The organism is Microcystis aeruginosa NIES-843 (assembly GCF_000010625.1).
GTDB classification, from domain to species: Bacteria; Cyanobacteriota; Cyanobacteriia; order Cyanobacteriales; family Microcystaceae; genus Microcystis; species Microcystis aeruginosa.
In genome coordinates, this window is the sequence record NC_010296.1 from 993929 (window position 1) to 1014231 (window position 20303).

11 protein-coding genes are annotated in these 20303 nt (G+C 37.1%); 8 read left to right on the forward strand and 3 right to left on the reverse strand.

The window, feature by feature from the left end:
* Window positions 1-95 precede the first annotated feature (95 nt).
* The 3 genes from MAE_RS05060 to MAE_RS05070 form a co-directional block, all read right to left on the reverse strand.
* Window positions 96-548, reverse strand: a complete 453-nt coding sequence (locus tag MAE_RS05060) for a DUF29 domain-containing protein (RefSeq protein WP_012264614.1) — start codon at window positions 546-548, stop codon at window positions 96-98.
* A 409-nt stretch (window positions 549-957) separates the two neighbouring features.
* Window positions 958-1587, reverse strand: a complete 630-nt coding sequence (locus tag MAE_RS05065; RefSeq protein ID WP_041803828.1) for a calcium-binding protein — start codon at window positions 1585-1587, stop codon at window positions 958-960.
* 256 nt (window positions 1588-1843) lie between these two features.
* Window positions 1844-2296, reverse strand: coding sequence for a DUF29 domain-containing protein (locus tag MAE_RS05070; protein WP_012264618.1), 453 nt, complete (start codon window positions 2294-2296; stop codon window positions 1844-1846).
* Window positions 2297-2622: 326 nt separating this feature from the next.
* Between MAE_RS05070 and MAE_RS05075 the strand changes: the two genes are divergently transcribed.
* The 8 genes from MAE_RS05075 to MAE_RS05110 all read left to right on the forward strand — a co-directional run bounded on the left by MAE_RS05075 (window position 2623) and on the right by MAE_RS05110 (window position 20212).
* Window positions 2623-6621 carry a hypothetical protein gene (locus tag MAE_RS05075; protein ID WP_231859724.1) on the forward strand — a complete coding sequence of 1333 codons (3999 nt, stop codon included), beginning with the start codon at window positions 2623-2625 and terminating at the stop codon, window positions 6619-6621.
* A 50-nt stretch (window positions 6622-6671) separates the two neighbouring features.
* Complete coding sequence (locus tag MAE_RS05080) at window positions 6672-8879, forward strand: LamG domain-containing protein (RefSeq protein WP_012264621.1); 2208 nt, start codon at window positions 6672-6674, stop codon at window positions 8877-8879.
* 222 nt (window positions 8880-9101) lie between these two features.
* Window positions 9102-9755 (forward strand): hypothetical protein, encoded by a 654-nt coding sequence (locus tag MAE_RS05085; RefSeq protein ID WP_012264622.1) that lies wholly within the window; start codon window positions 9102-9104, stop codon window positions 9753-9755.
* A 130-nt stretch (window positions 9756-9885) separates the two neighbouring features.
* Complete coding sequence (locus MAE_RS05090; RefSeq protein ID WP_012264623.1) at window positions 9886-10221, forward strand: nucleotidyltransferase domain-containing protein; 336 nt, start codon at window positions 9886-9888, stop codon at window positions 10219-10221.
* Between the two features lie 121 nt (window positions 10222-10342).
* Window positions 10343-13549 carry a hypothetical protein gene (locus tag MAE_RS05095; RefSeq protein ID WP_012264624.1) on the forward strand — a complete coding sequence of 1069 codons (3207 nt, stop codon included), beginning with the start codon at window positions 10343-10345 and terminating at the stop codon, window positions 13547-13549.
* 35 nt (window positions 13550-13584) lie between these two features.
* Window positions 13585-14967: a hypothetical protein gene (locus MAE_RS05100; RefSeq protein ID WP_012264625.1), complete on the forward strand. Its 1383-nt coding sequence runs from the start codon at window positions 13585-13587 to the stop codon at window positions 14965-14967.
* Between the two features lie 136 nt (window positions 14968-15103).
* On the forward strand, window positions 15104-18334 hold the full coding sequence (locus MAE_RS05105) for a DUF6603 domain-containing protein (protein WP_012264626.1): 3231 nt from the start codon (window positions 15104-15106) through the stop codon (window positions 18332-18334).
* Window positions 18335-18355: 21 nt separating this feature from the next.
* Entirely contained in the window at window positions 18356-20212 is a 1857-nt protein-coding gene (locus MAE_RS05110) for a hypothetical protein (RefSeq protein WP_012264627.1), read from the forward strand.
* Window positions 20213-20303: the final 91 nt, after the last annotated feature.

The window sequence follows — 20303 nt, forward strand, 5'->3', positions numbered from 1 at the left end:
GGTTGGGTTGAAGCATGAAACCCAACGCCCGCTCATGTTACGCTACCGTTAACCCATCCTACAAATAATTGTGCCTCCCTACTTATATCCATTGTTCAAAAGGTATTTTCAGGAAAATAATCCCAATTTAAAACCTGTTCTTGGCTAAAAGGACAATCAACTGGAAAAGTTTCTTTTGGTAAATTAGTTTCATTTACCGTCCCTCGCACTGCTTTTTGATAACATTCTGCGAAAATATCGGCTAAATAGGGTTTTAAGCTAGGACTATCCCTTAAAATAAGCTCTAATTGTTCTCTTTGCTCATCAATGGTATTTATCCAGTTATTAGTCCGTTTTTCCGGTTGATATTGCCATTTAAGTAAGTGCATCAAGAGAACTTTTAAACGACTGAATATCTCCCGTCTATTATTACGTCCCATATCGGATATTTCTTCGATTAAGTTATCTAAATCAAGGGCCTGTAAATTGCCCTTTTTTAAGTGATTTACGGTTTGCTCAATCCACAAATTAAAATCAGTTTCATAAAGCTGAGATAATTGATTTTTCATAATGAGAACGTTTCTTCTATTCTATCTTTACGTTGTGCCTATCTTAATGGTGTCTTGTCCAGATGATATTTTTACAAATATGAGATGCAGAGTATTTACCATAATTTATCTACTCTTCAAGGTATTTTTTTCTCTTTTTTCTCATAAATTTAATGGTGGTCAAAGTGCCAAGAACTCATAGCAAAATGATAGTTTTCTCTGATACTTCTGACTGAATAAAGAGGATATTTATTCTGTTGTGTCGAGCAATTTAAGAGTAAGCATTAGCGACCACAAAAAGCCCAAAAAACGGGTTTCTTAAAGAAACCCGTTCTCTAGATATAGAAAGGTTTTAAATATTCTCAAGGAATTAGGTTGTGTAAGTTTTCTCTAGATTATTATTGCGCTCAACTCAACCTACGAGGCGATGCTAAACAAATTGAAAGTAAGAACTGGTTAACGAAATGCTGGTGTTGTCTTGAACGACTCCAATTAAGTCACCTCCTTGATAGATGGCTGTATCTAAAGCAGAAGTACCAAACCAATTTACCCTCGATAGGCTAATTGAATTAATAATCCTATATATTTCAATATAGTCGTTTGCTCCGTTATAGTCAGTAATAAGAGCATAACCACTACCTTGATAATAGTTGCCAGCACCGCTACCTAGCACAAAAATGTCCGATCCAGCCCCCCCAACTAAAGTGTCATACTCATTGTTATAATAGTTGGTAATAGCAGTGCCCATTAAGCGATCATTACCATTACCACCACTCAGATAATCATTTCCTGATCCCCCTAATAAGGTATCATTTCCCGATTCTCCCCATAAAGTGTCATTACCAGTTCCCCCATCTAAATAATCGTTGCCATTCCATCCCCATAGGGGATCATTTCCCGACCATCCATACAAATAATCGTTGCCGTCGCCACCGTCAATATAATCATTGTTGGTATTACCGTAAATGGTATCATTGCCACCATAACCATAGGCATAAAGTTGTTCACTTCCCATATAGTTGTAGTAGTTTGCAAGATTTGTACCGTAGTAAGTAGCCATGACTTAATCCTCCTGTCTAGTTGTAGATAGTGGCCAGTCTGCACTCTACCCCCCCCCAGACTGTATCGTACGCTACAATTTAATAATTTTTTACATTTATCTCCCTGGCCGGGGAGACACGGGGATGATGACAGAGAACTCTTGAAAGAACGTAGAACGTAGGTTTGGTTGAAGCATGAAATCCAACGCCCGCTCATGTTACGCTACCGCTAACCCATCCTACAAATAATTGTTCCTCCCTAGTTATATCCATTGTTCAAAAGCTATTTTCAGGAAGATAATCCCACTTTAAAACCTGTTCTTGGCTAAAGGGACAATCAACCAGAAAAGTTTCTTTTGGTAAATTAGTTTCATTTACCATCCCTCGCACTGCTTTTTGATAACATTCTGCGAAAATATCGGCTAAATAGGGTTTTAAGCTAGGACTATCCCTTAAAATAAGCTCTAATTGTTCTCTTTGTTCATCAATGGTATTTATCCAGCTATTAGTCCGTTTTTCTGGTTGATATTGCCATTTAAGTAAGTGCATCAAGAGAACTTTTAAACGACTGAATACCTCCCGTCTATTATTACGTACCATATCGGATATTTCTTCGATTAAGTTATCTAAATCGAGTGCCTCTAAATTGCCCTTTTTTAAGTGATTTATGGTTTGCTCAAGCCACAAATTAAAATCAGTTTCATAAAGCTGAGATAATTGATTTTTCATGTCGATGTGGGATTTTTAAAGGGAAACTCTCTGCCAAAATTGGTCGTTACTTGCGATTTTATCACTCAATCTTGGCTCTTGGGGGGTTTAACCCTCCACCCTCCCCCGCACATTAGCTTTTCGGTGAGATGTTTACACGCGGTTGTCATACATTTATACCAGTTTAAGAGTGACTGATAATTGCTGATTGTCGGTATTTCTGCCAAGGTGAGATGCACCCGAAAAAATAAATCTGATTTGTGAATAAACACTAAACATTATAACATTAGAAAACTAAACCTGTTAGAATCAGAGCAACAGTAAATGCTTGTAATCCTAATTAGAACATGGTCAATAGTATTTTAATGATTCCTATTCATTTGGATGCTCTCTATCTGAAAAGAGAGCGCCTAGTTGTAGAGGCGATGGCAGATTTGAGCATAATTCCTTATTTTAATAGAAAAAGAGACGTAAATCCGAATATTGCTCATATCAGCGAGGAGATTGTTTCCCAACCCTTTCAAAATCAAAATCTCTACCTGAAAGCAGGAATCCATTTACATTGGGCGTTACCCGATGCTTTAACAAAAGGGATTCAAGATAGCGATAAAAAGACAGTTTTCCCATCAGTTCCTAATCGCTGGTTAGTAACACGCACTCTTAACGGCGAAAAACGTCAATGGGTGGTGGAGAGTGATTATCTTTATCGGGAAGGAGAAGGGGAGCAGTTAGGTAGTATTGCTTATCCCATTGAGATAAAAAATGGTAATCATCAACCATTTCGCTATTTAGGTCGCAAACTGCCTATAGAAGCTTGGTTAGAAAATGATCCCAAGGCTGAATACTTACCCTTATTGACGGCGGTAGGTTATGGTGAACCGACTTTTGCGGCTTTTTATCCCAATTGTCACAGTGTTTTTGGATTTTATGATGATTATTCTCCTGAAAATACTGATGGGTTACAGTATGATGTGATTGCGTGGTATAGTCACTTAGAAAAGGATTATTTCAATCAATTCATCAAATCAAAATCTCAATTAACTACACAAGAATTAATCAAAGCGATACAAGAGGAATTAAAATGGGCGGTTGCCGTTGAGAGCAATGAACAAATACCTCAAAGAATGCTCTGCTATGCCCGCTTAAAGTTTGCTTCTTCAACCAATACAGAGAGAGAAATTTCGGTAGAAGTGGCTGTAGGAAATACGGGAACGGAGGCATTATCTGCTTATTTAGGTCAAAAAATTGACAACAATTATCAATCTATTATTGAAGATCAATTAGAAGCTTTAACCCTATCTTCTAGTCTAGAACATCGGCAGTTGGATCTAACGGCTAAGTTTGAGGAAGCACGCCATGAAAAAGGGTTTAATGCGGTCTCATCTGGCACAATATGGACAATTACTTTAGGAAGCACAAACGCTACAACAGCAAATGCTGAAGATGCTCAAGCTCAGAGCGAAGTTACTTTACCCGATAATATAGCTCCTAAACTGAATCAGCTTAATCTCTCTCAACAGAAATATGACTGCACTTTCGATGAAATTGAGTCAATGCGTCGGCAACTCTTTTCTGATTGGTATAAGTATATGTTAAGTGCTTATCCCCCCCAAGGTAGCACCGCTCAGTATCCTGATATTGATGAAGTTAAATATTATATTGAGGAGAAGGGAATTGAACCTTTAAAGGCAAAACTGAATAATCTAGAGAATTATAAAAAGTTATTGAATGAATCTTTAACTCAATTACAACAGGCGATCACTCAAGCAAATATTACCCAGTGTAAATTAAAAGTTAGTGATATTTTAGACTGGGAAAAATTGATTAATCAGTTAGAACGGGGAACAACAGAGCCAATTAAAAGAATTAAGCAGTTAATCCCCGATTTGTCCAGTAAAATTGCAGGGAAAAACCAAGGAGAAATTATAGATGCCTTAAATTTAATTTTTACTAAAAACGAAACAGAGCCAATTAAAAGAATTGAGCAGTTAATCCCCGATTTGTCCAGTAAAATTGCAGGGAAAAACCAAGGAGAAATTATAGATGCCTTAAATTTAATTTTTACTAAAAACGAAGAAGAATTAGTCCGTTGCAATCGTCTGCTTTTAGAAGTTTCTTTCCCTCAGCTAATTTTAAAAGCTCCACCACCTTATACCCTGAAACCTATTGCCGGTTCCCGTTATTGGCAACCAACAGAACCAGTGGTCTTGATGGCGGGGGAAGGGGTAAAACCCACCATTCGTCATGGACAAGATGGAAGATTGAGGAATGATGGACTGTTAGAATGTGAGATTTTACAACAGGAAGAGGACATTTTTCTCAATGGATTTTCGTCTATTCTCGGTAAAATTGATCAGATAGAAAACAATAAAAAAGGGGAACATATTGGCTTTAGCACTTGGGAAGAACAACCTTGGCATCCGTTTTTACTAGAGTGGGAGGTAGAAGTTTTTCCCCTCCAAAATGGCTGTAATCATGGCATCTATAATCATCAATATGATGCTGAGTTTATTACGGGTAATTATACCTTGAAAGAAAACGAGCCAGAGCTTTCTTTACAGTACGGAAAGGGGGCTGTTCTTAAAGCTGCTAATGTTTATAGTGGTCGGAGTATTTTAACACCTCATGCCGGAATTAAGCTTAAGGAAAAAATAGAAGTTTATTTAAAGAAACAGTTACCTGATGAGGCTAAAGAATATTACGAACTAAACCTGTCTGAACAAGAAGAAGCTTACCAAAAAAGAATCCAAGATTGGTATAAGGACAAACCAAATTCTTTGACCAACTTAGACCAACAAGAAAAGATTCAAGCCATTCAAGCTTGGTATGAGCAAAAACCCTGTTATGATCCTAGTAATCCTAATTTAATTTTCACTAATCTACTCTCGGATCAAAAAGCTAAAGACCCCATTTATACTGCCATTAGAGCTTATCAAAATCTTTTAAGCCTAAATTGTCTATCTCAAGCTTTAGGAGGGTTTAACGAGGCTTTATTGATGCACAAACAGACGTTACAATTACCTATTGCTGATCCTTTAGGATTTAATGATTATCAGCCTTTTACAGATGAAATAAAAGAAATGGTACAACAAAGTATCCGTAGTGCGCCAGAACCTTTAAATGATTTTAACCCCATAAGATCAGGAGTGATGAAGATTTTGCGGTTACGGTTGGTGGATACTTTTGGACAGGTGAAGGATTTAGATATTAGAAATATTATCACTCCTGAACAGATGACGACTCCAGGCAGTCCCTATCTGATATCTTTACCCCCTCGTTTGGTACAACCAGCACGCATTAATTTCCGTTGGTTATCTGCAATTGAAGGGGAACAGGAAATGAATAGTCATCCAGCTACTACTCCTATTTGTGGCTGGATATTGCCTAATAATTTAGATAATAGTCTCGCTATCTATGATAATCAGGGTAAGGCTTTGGGTTCGATTAATCAATTAGCAAAATGGGAAGCTGCGCCGGGGGAAAATACGGTTATCCCCTTTGATAAAATTGATGATCATTTACAAAAAGTGATTAACTATATTATTAAGCAGGGGGCAGAATTTTTGTCTAATTTTATTTCGGCTTTAGATAGTGGTTTAGAAAACATTGATCCCGAAAACTCAGCGCAAAATCAAGGTTTAGCACTGTTAATGGGACGACCTATTGCCGTAGTCAGAGCTTCTTTAAATTTGGAATTAGAGGGACTTCCAGCTATTAACCAAGATTGGGGGGTATTTTGGCAAGATTTAAGACGTAATTTCCGAGAAACGGATGGCTTTGAAAAGGTCAAGTTTCCAATTCGTTTAGGGGAATATAAACAGTTAAATGATGGTTTATTAGGTTATTGGTTGGAAGGGGATAATGGAAGTCTTAAGGATGTATTTTATGCCCCTCAAAGTGATTTAGAGGGAATTAATCATCCTGCTATTGAATTTCATAATGGTAACAATCCTTGGCCTATTGATCTTAATCTAAAAGATCCACCCACTTTATTGACTATGCTCATCGATCCCAGAGGAAAAGTTCACGCAACTACTGGAATTTTACCGACGAGATCAATTGATATTCCCCCGGATCAATATCAACAAGCGTTAGAGAAAATAGAAATTACTTTCTTCTCTGCTCCTATCTTGACAGATTATGGTAAAATTAATTTAGCTTTACCTGATGAAGTTGGTTATCAGTGGTCATGGTTGGAGAAAGAAAAGGAACAATGGTCAACTGCCGATAAAATAGGTCAAACTAATGTTAATGCTATCTTCTCTGGCAAGCAAGAAATTCGAGAGGGATGGTTAAAATTAAGCACCAAAAAAGAGCCACCCAACCCTAATAGTCCTAATCCCTAATTTTATTCAAGATTCACCCGCTAATTTTTTTAAACCAAGGAGTATCAATTATGAGTAACGCAAGCAATGACTTAGTTTTACATCTAAAACTAGATACAATTATCCCTGATGGAGGTAATCAGAGAGTTCGCAGTGCTTTAACTGAGAATTTCTTAGCGTCAAGTGAGAATGTTTCAGCTTTTACTGAGAGCCAATATAGGAGTCATGGTAATCCCCAATTTGTAAGTGATGAACATTTTGGCAGTTGTTTCATTTTTGATGGAAGACAAGACTATATAGAAATTCCTAATTCAGAGGACATTAACTTTGCAACTAATCAAGATTTTACCGTTGCCAGTTGGATAAAAATAGCCAAAGAACAACCATTTAAAACCAATGGTGACAACGATATTATTGAAAAATGGAATGGTAGTGGAGGTTATCCCTATGTCATCAGATATATGCGTGATAGCCAAACAATCCATGCAGCAAGATATGATGGTTCTAATAATCCCTCTATCACCACCACAACTAAACTTAATAGTGAGCAATTTTATCACATTGCTTTTGTGAAAGAAGGTAGCAAGTTACGGCTTTATTTAGATGGACATGAAGAAAATAGTACGGATGATACAACCCAATCTCAAACACAAAATGATTCACCTCTTTATCTAGCACGTAGAGGAGGAAGCAATGAAGCTTATGCTAACTATTTCGCGGGAACAATTGCTCATCTCCGCATCTATAAAAAGGCATTATCTCCAGAAGAAATTAAACAGGATATAAATGATAATTTAACGGTGATCGCCGCTTTTAATCTTGCCTATCCTCTTGATTTTGACTTATATGAAGGGGACAATAAAGAGTCCATTATCTTTATTGAAAATGATACTAAGGGAGAAGAACTGGTTTTTGAAATTCAAAATGATACAGAACAAGGGATTACTTTACCAGCAAAAAGTGGAGCAGTCAGTCAAAATAATTATCATTTTGAATTAAGATTTAGACCTGATACTCTATCGCCTAAATCTTTACAGCAATTGGCTTTTAAACCTCAAAGTAATTGGAGTATGAGTTCTCCTGTTACTCAAGCAGATGGGATAGTTTCTCTCTATTTTCTAACAACTAATACTACTTTGTCAGCTAATGAGGTCGTTACTTTAACCCTGCAAAATGTCAGTGCTTCAGCAGCGGGAGGGGCGAGAACAACCAGAGTTGAGTTTTTATGTCCAGAGTTTACTTATCAAGGAGAGACTTTAACTCATTATTACCGAGAAAAAAAACTCAGCGTTATCGATCATCGAGGGAAGAAAAATATTCCGCTTCATGTCAGTTTTGTAGGCTCCAATCGCATTTTGAATGATGGCACAACGACAAATAAGTTAACTTTGCGAATTGTTAATGTATTAAAAGATAAATCTATTCCTTTGATTCCAGATAGTAAGGGGGATAATGCCTCTAAGTTTATTATCTCTTTTGATGTTCAAGAAGAAGGGCAGAATAAAGATTGGGCTTTGGGAACCACAAGTCAAGTACAAGGAATAGGGATTCAAGGAACAGATTTTCGACTGACTGCAAGACATATAGAGGAGTGGAAAATTGTTAAAGAGACTCAAGGAGAATCGCCAACTTGGACAATAACTAATCAAAATGAAGAAAACGTTGAGTTACGACAGGAACAGGGTATTGAATTAATAGTTAGTAATATCCTTTCTTCTCTTCCTTCCGGTCAGACAAATCTTTATATCCGCTATGAAAATATTCCGGGTTATTGGGATGGAACTTTTATTTGTACGATAGAAAAATCACCCATTTTGTTTGATGAGCGCGGCAAGGTTGGCATGGGTATTACTCCAGGGACTGAACAATTGAAAGTAAAGGGAGATACAGCGATCACAGGCAAATTTTCTCTAGGTCAACTTATTGCCAATTATGATAGTGGTTGGTTTGATGTTGAAATAAATAAAAATTATAAGAAAGAGCATAACTTAGGAACTTTCTTATTAGTTACTCAAATTCTTTTTAAAGATACTAATGGCAGAATATGGGATGCAAAAACGACACTTCGTAGAGTCAATGATGGTGACTTCCAAAATAGCTATTGTGGTTATTATTTATTGATGCCAGACCATAATACTTTTGATTTTGCAACAGCAGGACAGGCCGTTTTTGCTGCAGACAATACTTCAACTTATGGACCGGAAAGGAAAAGTCAACGTTTTACCAAAGGTAGCTATCGAATTTTTGCTTGGAGGATTGGAGCTACATTAAATGAATAATTATGAACGATAAACTAAACAAAAGATTATGTTAAGCATGATACAGACGGGAGCATCTCACTTACGCGATAAGTAATTATACTTAGCCTAAAAGCCACTCTTAATCGTGTCTTGGAACGAAATAGAGGCTTTTAAAGACTGCGTACATGGAGAATTAAAACAAGAATTACCCTCGAAAAGCCTATTTTTCCACTAAGTATTTATGCTCATTGCAAAGGTGAGATGCTCCCGATACAGACTTACCCAATTTCTAAAACTATCACCACCTTGGCTGTTCTGAAGCAAAAGTTTAATTTATCTGCTACAGATAACGATCAATTTTTTAATGAATGGCAACAGGACTTACCTGATTTAACTACTCAAGAAAAAGAAACCTTAGAGCAAATCAAAAGACGATTTGAACGCCATAGAGAGAGAAGTCCTTTAGCAGAAGGAGTGATCAATCAATTACTCATTTCTCCTTTACTAACTTTGGCGGGTTTATATGATGAACCTTTCTATGTCACCACGGAAGCAAGTGTTGAACTAGAAATAGAAGAAGAGGAGGAAATCTTACGGGGGAGAATTGATACTTTAATTATTGCTCCACAACTGTGGGTGTTAATCATTGAGTCTAAATCTACCATTGCTTTTCCCGTTGCATTACCGCAAATAATGACTTACATGATGGCAAATCCTAACCCTCAAATCCCTGTCTATGGTTTGATAGGTAACGGTGATGAATTTATGTTTATTAAAATGCTGACTCAAGGCGTTCCTCAATATGACTTTTCTAACATTTTTTCCCTGCTTTTACCCCGGAGAAATCAGTTAGAGGATATCTTGCAAATTCTCAAACAAATTGCTAAAATTATGATCATAAACAGGACGGGTTAAGAAATTAAAAGATATTGAAATAATCGCTCTTTATTCTAGTCCTATGTTAAAATGCGGAAAGCGTATCGAAGGGAGCTGCCGAGGGCAGCACCCTCCTAATTCAACCCCTACCCTAAAAGAATGATTAAGCATGACATTAACGATTGTTAATGATACCCTAAAAACCATTCTCGCTCGACTGAAACGAGAATTAAAAAATCATTACGGCGATCGCCTTAAACAGTTGATCATGTTTGGTTCTCAGGCCAGGGGTGACGCGCATCCAGACTCTGATATTGATGTCTTAGTCGTTCTCAAAGGAGAAGTAAATGCAGGTGAAGAAATTGAAAAAACTGGATCCATTATAGCCAGTTTATCTTTAGAAAAAGATGCGGTAATCAGTTGTATATTTATGGATGAATACCGATTCATTCATCGTTCTGGTTTTTTGCTTAGGAATATTCGTAAAAAGGGAATAATTCTATGACAGAAGATCAGATTGAATTACTTTTAAAAGCTCGTCAACTTGCAAGGAAAATGAAAAGCGATCGCAGATAAATCTTAATCTTCTTCACAATTTATTAATCTATTAACAGGTAGGTCAAATCATGGGAAACTTCCAAGCTATAAAAATCGAAACAGATGATCGAGTTGAGTTTAAAGACAATGTTATTAATGTCATTACAATTAATACCACACAAACGCTTACCATAACAGATTACTATCAATCTATACTCAAAGCGGCTTTAACAACTTTTAAGCTTAAAACCGATTTTAAGCCTAAAAACGAACCAGAACCCACGAGGAACGAAAAAATATCTTCGGAGTTTGAGACTTCAATGAAAGATTTCTGGGGAAAGGAATGCAACTTCAATGATTGCCTCATTGGCTATATCTTACAAGACACCCATCTTTCTAAAGATGTTGACACACTTTTAGCTCGAATAGCCGATGAAGAAAATAAATACTACTGGAAATGGCTCGAAGGTGACAATGAGGTAAAAGATAGTGCTGACAATCAAACAATACTGAACCGATTACGCATTGTAAATGCAAATTTGCTCAATAAAATTTTTGTAACATTTGCTAATAGTACAGGTAATAAGATAGGAGGAAAACACTGGATAAACAATGAAAAACCACTTCAGGATACAACCTTAATCGTGCCAGCTATTGCTATCAGCCTAGAGGAATCTTATAAAAATGGTACTGACTTATATTACGGTGTTTATGTAAATCCTAACGCTAGACTGCTTTTTCTGGATAATAGTGAAGATACCCAAAGATATAAATACGGAAAAAAAGATGGTTCTAATGATTATGAGATAAAGCGAACTTATATATACAATAATAATGTCAAAAAAAATGTTACTGTTGGTGTTACTACAGACAAATCTATGGCTGAATATTTTTTAGGAAAAGAAAATGAGAAATATCGTTATTTGATTAAATTAATAAAGGTAGTTAATAAGTTGAATACTAAATATGGCACGGACAACGTAGATCGAGTTGCAAGAAAAAATCCATTCCTAGAGAAAAACAACAAAGAAGATAAATTGTTACAAAAAATTCATTTCAAAACGGCTGAAAACAAAGACGATGTTTCAAGAAATCAGACTGAAAAAGACGCAGCTAAAGCCTTAGCACATCAGGCGGCTTGCGAGCTTCCTAAGGGAAACTATCACTGTTTTTACCACGATAACGGGGGAACTTTAATGGGGCATATCTCCGCCGTAAATATAGGCGAGGGAGGGCGTGGAAGTAGTGGCTATCCTATGCGTGCCGATAGGGTGAATGAGGTAAACTATAAATGGTTAATTAATTTGCCTGATGGAGATGCAAATTTTCCCTTAGCAAAATTATGGAGTTATTTGTTTGAATTAAATCCAGAGTTTTTAGTAACATCAGCTAATCGTCCAAAAATTCAACAAAACCGCACAACTAACACATCTGATGCTTTCTACCCTACTAATTGGCCTTACGACAAAGTCAAAAAAGATGGATTTAAAAATCCTGTCATTGGTAGTATAAATAGTTTGATTCAATATTATAAAACATTTAATCCGTCAGAACCTAAGAGAAATAAGCCTCTAAAAGACCCATTTCCGCCTCGCGTTACGAATCCGAGCATTCCTGGTTATGATTATAAATTTGATATCAAAAAAATTGAAATATCTGTAAAGTTAGACAATACTGGCTACCGGGTATGGAAAAAGTTCAACGCTGTTGGAGAAGATCTCACTTTAGGTTTTAACGAAAAGGAACGAGTAGATGCGGGGAAAACGATGGCAGAAGCCTTGAGTGATTTTCATGTATATCCTGGGATGAAAGCCAGTAATATCACGCCTAAAATAACTGATTCTAAATTATCGGCCACCTCCTTTGCTAAATATGTACTAGGACAGCTTAATGATAATGCTGTTAAGGAGCAATGGCGTGTAGATAATAAACTAGATGTAAATGCTACTGTTGATGCTTCTAGTTTAAAAACCGATCAAGAATGGTGTCACCTGTTTGGTCATGGGGATGGCGGTCCAGAAGAATTGGGTAATTTTGTTTCTGGTAGTAAACACTGCAACACTGAACAACTGGCGATTGAAACTGGTCAACGTCGCGTCAGTCAAAATAAAACCGATTTTAAAGAAGTTGAACGAAGTAAATTAAAAGCCCGAATTACGGCTTATTTGATACCGAATGCGGGTACATGGGTAACAGGAGGAAGTTATACGCAAGACAAATTAAATGAAACTTTATTGGATGGTGTTACAGATCATACGGTAAAAAATCAACAAAGCGAATTCTTTGAAAAAGTTCCTAATGTATCCCCAGATGAATATAGATTAAAATTTAAAATAAATGCTTCTGGTAACATAGATGATCAGGCTCTTAGAACAGCTTTTAAGAAATTGTCAGATGCAATTAGCGATTCTGCTACTAATCTAGATAAAAAGAAACAGCTTTTCAAGTTCCGGTACAATTTGGAAAGACATTTTTTCATGTATCTACCAATAGCCCGTTGGATGCGCTACAAGCTTTATTATGATGGGAAAAAAGTGTTTGACCACATCTACGATGCTCAAAGTGAAAGCATAAACTTACATGAATGCCAGATCCTTGATTACATGGTAGAAAGAGCGTTGTATATAGCAATGGGTAAAGAGTCTGAGTACAAGCAAAAAATTAAAAGCCGTGTAGAAAAACTGCTACCTAGCGAGGAAGAAGCGGGGATTATCGGCAGAGTTTTAGATTTAGATCAAGAACTTCGTAAAATATTCAATAACCTGAAGCAAATAAACGGGTTTGCAGTACAAATAGTAACGGAAACATCTGAAATAAAGAAGATTCTACAAAATTCTACTCCTGATTTTACAACCATAAATCTAGAGCAACTAGAGGAAAATTGCAATATGCTACAAGAATTGCTTAAAAATGCTAATACTGACATTCAATCTCAAATAACTATTGACCATAAAATTGCAGAAGATTTTAAAAATATGACCGTAGAACAGCAAAATCAAAGCCAACTTAAATTGATTATTAAAGATTCAGTTTTGTTGAAAAACATTAATTATTTGACAGAAACTATTGAAGAAATATCGAAAATTCAGAAAGATATAGCAACGAAAATTGGGGTCATGAAAGAAGAACTTAAGAAGGCGAACCCTAAAATGGAAGTTGACAGCATTGGGGAACAAGTCGAAAGCCTGAAGAGACAGATTAAAGAAACAGAAGAAGAAAAAGCAACTTTACCTGGGGATGAAAAGAAAAGATTAAAAAAACAACAAAGTATGGTTTCAAATGCTAAGAAACTGTAAATCAATCTATCCCATTAAAAAACAAAACTATTTATATGATCAATCCCAACCTTCAATCTATCAAAAACCAACTCCACTTAGGACATTTAACACTGGATCAGAATGCCATCGGTTCAGCTTTAGCTAATCAACTTCAACAAGCCTTTTCTGGAGAAATATTACAACTTGAGGAAGTAAAACAACCCATCGCAGAAACGGATGATTCCCTGCATTTTCAAGCAAGAATACCTTCATTACTGGGGGTAAGACTGCAAGCTGTCGAAGGCATTTTTTTTGTCTATAACGGTCAGTTAGAGTACCTACTAAAAGCCACTCTCCCGAAGGTTTGGGATTTTTCTTGGTCTTATCCAGACCTTCCCGATTATACTAATTTTGGCAACTTAGGTCCAGATGCGGGTAATCAATCCTCACTTTTTTACGACTTACGATTTCCCGCTGATAAGCCGATGGTACTGGTTTTTTCTTCCCACAATTTTCAGAAAGATCAAACCCCAAAATCCTATCTCACATTACTAGATACTACCTTAAATATTAGTAAAATCCATCAGGGGCTAAATTTTGTTTCAGAGATAGCACTTTCTGAGATGCCACTTTTAGATACACTAATAGAGTTTGCAGGTTATCAAGATTTATCTTTACCTTTTTATGGCTATCTAAATCAACAACCTGAATACGAAGAAATACGCTTAGAGATAGAACTAAATTTTACTAAAACCTATGAAGATATTTTCAGTTTTGGGATTTCTTCACTTGTCTTGCATACCAGCATCTCTCTTTATGCTAACTATATAGGATCAGGGATTAGCTTTTTAGGGGGAGTTAGCATAGGAACCTCAAAAACACCTAAAAACGTAGAGATAGTCTGGCCCGTAGGGAGTACACAACTCATCATCGAAAATGCAGAACCTATTCCTTTTCCCGGTTTCGACACTTTTACTAACTTATTAAGTGGTCATTTACCCAACAATAGCGATACCTTTCCTCTGGCAATAAACTCATTAAGTACCCTAGAAATTCGTGAATTATCCCTACACTTATCCCTAAGTCCACTTAGGGTATCTTATATTGTCTTAAGTATCGGTCCGACAGCAAACTGGAATCAACCCTTATTAGGAAAAGCATTAACAATTGAGGATTTATTATTACGATGGGAAGTTAGTCCCGGAGATCCTACTCCTATTCGTTTTTATCTCCTATCCGCTTTTAATGTGGGAGGGGGTTTAGTAAACGCTTCAGCCGTCTTTCCCGACTTTGCTTTTTATGGTGAACTTGGCTTATATCAAACCATCGCCTTAGAGCAAATCATTGAGGAAATAATCCCCAATGCTCACCTGCCACACATCTCCATATTAGACCTTGCGATAAGTGCTGATATCAAACGGGAGCATCTCACTTACGCGATAAGTAATTATACTTAGCCTAAAAGCCACTCTTAATCGTGTCTTGGAACGAAATAGAGGCTTTTAAAGACTGCGTACATGGAGAATTAAAACAAGAATTACCCTCGAAAAGCCTATTTTTCCACTAAGTATTTATGCTCATTGCAAAGGTGAGATGCTCCCTATCAAACAAGGGTTATACGCCTTTGAAATAGAGATGGCTAGTGATTGGGAATTGAACTTGGGAGGAACTTCTATCTTACCCCTTAAATATTTACATCTAGAGATAGAAAAGAACCTTGGTGGTAGCTTTGCTACAATTAACAGTGTTCTGACTATTGCCGGGGTAGATCTGATTCTGCTGGCGACTAATGCCAACGAAAGTGGGGGTTGGACTTTTGCCGGAAGTACCAGACCTGGACAGCAAATTCCCATCGGACTGTTAATAAAAGATTTAGTAACAACCTTTGGAATAACAGATGAAGGTTTTCCCAAAGCTATTGAGGGATTAGTGGTTGAAAATATAGCAACTTATTTCAATACTGAAACAAAGAATTTCTACTTTACCTGTGAATCTATATTGGAGATCGAAGAAGAAATAATTGATGTAATTCTTCAAATTAATATTACCCAACAATTAGACGGTTCTTATAAAAAACACTTTGATGGACATATCACCATTGGTAGCTTAAAATTTGCCCTCATTTTCGATACTGACCAAACCTCTACCAAATTCCTCGCCGCTTACCATGATGACCAGACGATAAAAATTAAAGACCTGATTGGTTATATTGATTCTCAGTTAAAAGAGGATATACCAGAAGGACTAGAAATAAGCCTAAAAGATGCCTTATTTGCCTATGCTAAACAACAAACCTTAACTAACTTTCTCTTTGGTTTAAATATTGATGGTGGCATTAACCTCTCTAACCTACCCCTAGTCGGACAAGAATTTCCTCCCAATCAAACCCTGAAAATTTCCCTACAAATCTTAGCAACTAAAGCTGATTTTACAGCCCCAGAATTACAAGCCTTAAACACTTTATATACCGACGGAGGCATTAAACTACCCACCACCGATATTAACCAACGTCTCGACCTTATCCCCTCGCTTCAATTCGGAAGCGAAATCCAACAATTAGAACTCCCCATCACCATCAATAAACAGACGGGTCAAATAGAAGGAACAACCCCCCCACGGGATAATAACCTTTCTCCCCCAGTCGTCACCCCTTCCTCTACTCCCACCCCAATTAGTGATAGTACCAAATGGTTTACACTGCAAAAAAGCTTGGGTCCCGTCCACTTTCAAAGAATTGGTCTGAAATACCAAGACTCAAAAATCTGGGTTTTATTAGATGCCAGTCTTAACCTAGCCGGACTTTCCCTCTCCCTCGATGGACTTGCCGTTAACTCCCCCCTCAATCAATTTGACCCCAAATTTGACCTTAAAGGCATCGGCATCGACTACAAAGGCAGCGACACCCTAGAAATCGGTGGCGCATTCCTCAGAACCAAAATCACCACCCAAGATGGAAAAACCTACGACGAATACGACGGTGCCGCCGTTATCAAATTTAACGTCAAAGCCAAAACCCTCAACCTTTCCGCCATAGGGTCCTATGCTTATTTTCAAGGACATCCCTCCCTCTTTATCTACGCCCTCCTCGACTATCCCATCGGTGGACCCTCTTTCTTCTTCGTCACCGGGTTAGCCGCCGGCTTTGGCTATAACCGCGCCCTCAAAGTCCCCACCATTGACCAAGTTGCCACCTTCCCCCTCGTCGCCGAAGCCGTTAACCCTCCTCCTGCTGAGGGTTCTAACTCAGACCAAGCCGCCCGACTCACAGGAGAACTAACCAAACTCCGAGACTATATCCCCCCCGAAACTGGGCAAATATTCCTCGCCATCGGCATTAAATTCACCTCTTTTAAACTAATTGACTCTTTTCTCCTGCTTACCGTCGCTTTTGGTAATCGTTTTGAACTTAATATACTTGGTTTAGCCACCCTCATCGCCCCCCCAAATGTAGGCGCAGGAGTCCCCCCAGTTGCCGAGGTACAACTAGCCCTCAAAGCCAGTTTTCTGCCCGCCGAAGGATTTATCGGCGTTATTGCCCAACTTACTCCTAACTCTTATATCCTTTCTCAAGCTTGTCATCTCACCGGAGGATTTGCCTTTTATGGCTGGTTTGCCCCTAACGTCCATGAGGGAGATTTTGTCCTCACTTTAGGGGGTTATCATCCCCTCTTTAAAGTCCCAGACCATTACCCGAAAGTACCTCGCCTTGGGCTTAATTGGCAAGTTAGCAGTGAACTTTACCTCAAAGCAGATGCTTATTTTGCCTTGACTCCTTCCGCTATCATGGCCGGGGGACACCTCCAAGCTACTTGGAATAGTGGTCCTCTGAGTGCTTGGTTCAACGCCGGGGCAGATTTTCTCATGTCTTGGAAACCCTATCACTACGATATTTCTATCTATATTGATATGGGAGTGTCCTATACTTTTCACTTTTTTGGAACCCATCATATTACTGTTCAATTAGGGGCAGATTTACACATCTGGGGACCCGAATTTACAGGTATTGCCCATATTCATCTTTGGATTATCTCTTTTGATGTGAGCTTTGGTAGCAGTGCCTCGCAAGCACCCACAGCCATTGACTGGAATGAGTTTAAAACCTCTTTTCTCCCTGCTGCTGATGCTATTTGTACCATTGCCGTTAAAGAGGGTTTAGTCAGAAAAGTTAATCAAGATGATAAAACAGATTTAGGGATCATTAATCCTAAAGATTTCTGCTTAGTCACTAATTTAGTCATTCCTGCTAAGAAAGCTGTCTATACTAAAGATATAACTCTTCAAGACGATCAAATCCAAATTGCGGCAAGTAATACCCAATTTGGCATCAGTCCAATGGAAGTCAAATCGGAGCAATTAACCTCAGATTTAACGATTAGTATAACTAGAGATGGCAAGTATCTAAGTTCAGCAGAATTTGACAAAAATTTTACTTGTATTCCCCTATTTAAAAAAGTTCCCATCGCACTTTGGGGCGAATCTTTAAACCCTAGTTTGAATGGTAATCAATTTATTGAAAATACCCTATCTGGATTAGAAATTAAACCTAAAAAACAACCAGATACAGGAACAACCAAAGCCATTAATCGCAGTAAATTACAATTTAGCCCTACTCCAATTAATAATGCTTATCATTGGCGAACGATTAGCACTTTTCAGGAGGAACCCACTAAAAACATCCGTAACACTATTGTAGATAACGCAGTCAACAACACCAGAGATAATTTACTAAAAGCACTAAATTTGAAAAGTGAAGAAATTGATCTCAGTGCAACAATTGCCGATCATTTATTAGGTTCACCTAAAATTGGAGTTTTAGTTAATTAATTATTATTAAAGGAGTCAAAAATGCCAGAAACTACCACAAATGAACCCACTAAAATTGAATTTATTCAGTATCATCAACCAGCTTTAAAAGATGGTGATTATGAGATTACTATTACACAAGAAATAAAAGAGGAAAAAATTACAGCAAATAACTCCTTTCGGATTACTAGAAAATTTTCTGTAGGTGCAGAAAGATTTGACTTAAAACCTACAGACATCCACGCTGTATTTCCCCCTGATGGTAGCTTAGGAGAACATTCCAATGTTTTACCCCATATTATCCTAAACCGTAGTACCTTACCTTGGGAACGTCAATCTATTAGTAATAATAATAATAATACTCCTTGGTTAGCTTTATTATTATTTGAAGAAATAGAAAACCCCGAATCCAAAATTATTACCCTAGAAACCTTAAAAGATATTAATAGTTATACTGCTAAATTTCCTAATTTTACCCTAGAAAGTGGACAACATGAAGACGATAAAGTAATAATTGTTGATGTCCAGAAACAGTTATTAGAAAAAATTTTACCCACTAAAGAAGACTTAACTTATCTTGCTCATGTTCGTCAAGGAACAGATGAGCAAGGAAAATTAATCGGCGATGAATTAGCCGTTATTATTTGTAATAGACTTCCTCAAAAAAGTGGCAGAAGTATCGTCCATCTGGTTTCTTTAGAAGGACGTTATAATAATAACGGTTTTGATTTTCAGGGAGCAGGAGATAATGATAATATCCGTTTAGTTACCCTAAAAAGTTGGAGTTTTTCTTGTATTGATGAAAAGCAAAGTTTTCAAGGACTTTTGACCCATCTTAACCGAGAACCTAGTACCCTAAGATTGCCACAAGTTAATAATACTGAAGCCGAAAAATATCTATCTATGGGTTATGTTCCCCTACCCCATTTTTTACGACAAGGAGGGAAAACCTTCTCTTGGTATCATAGCCCTTTAATCACAGGAAACAACCCTAACAATAACATCACTTTACCCATTCGTACAGCAGATGAATTAATCATATATAATCCTGATAATGGTATGTTTGATGTTTCATACTCTGCTGCTTGGGAATTAGGAAGATTACTCGCTTTACAGAGTAAAAATTTATCCGTTAGTCTCTATAATTGGAAACGCACTCATAGACAAAGCTTACAAAATGTAGAAACTCATTTACCTGTTTATAATCAACCTAATACAGAACTTCCTGAAAGTATTTATAATTGGTTTGAAGATTTAAATCTTCTTAAAGGTGTACCCTTTAATTATCTCGTTCCCGATGAACTTATGTTACCTGTAGAATCAATTCGTTTCTTCTATCTTGATTCTCTTTGGATAGAATGCTTATTAGATGGAGCATTTAGTATTGGTCGAGTCACTACATCAGATCATAAACATGATCAAGAAAATAAAACAAATCCTGCTGTTAACAATTACCCCATAGTAACTGGTTTTTTACTCCGTTCAGATGTGGTGTCAGGTTGGCCCGGTTTACTCGTTGATGGTTATAATGAAGATGATATAAACAAGATTGAATTACTACGGATGGAACGTCTTTCTGCTAATGTTTTGATTTGTTTATTTAAGGGAGAAATCAAGAGATTAGATATTCACCAAAAACCAGAAACCTTACATTTCGGACTAGACTCGGATGATGAGAATAAAACCTTTTACAAAAAATTAAAAAACTTAGATGGTCAGGAAATTAACAAAAAGGTTGATAATATTCCTTGGAAAGATTCAGAAAAAAGAGTTATAGCTATCAATTCACTTACTAACAGGATTAAAGAACAAGTGGACAATAGTAGCTCATTTACCTCTGCACAATTGGCTTTAGAGATGATTGAAGGAGTAGAAAAAGTGAGATTTATTGGTTCTTAAAAACCTATTAAGTAGGTAGGCGTTAAAAATTATCAGATCCCCCCCTTATTAAGCTATCCATTAGTCACATCTTTCTTAACATAAAATTTGA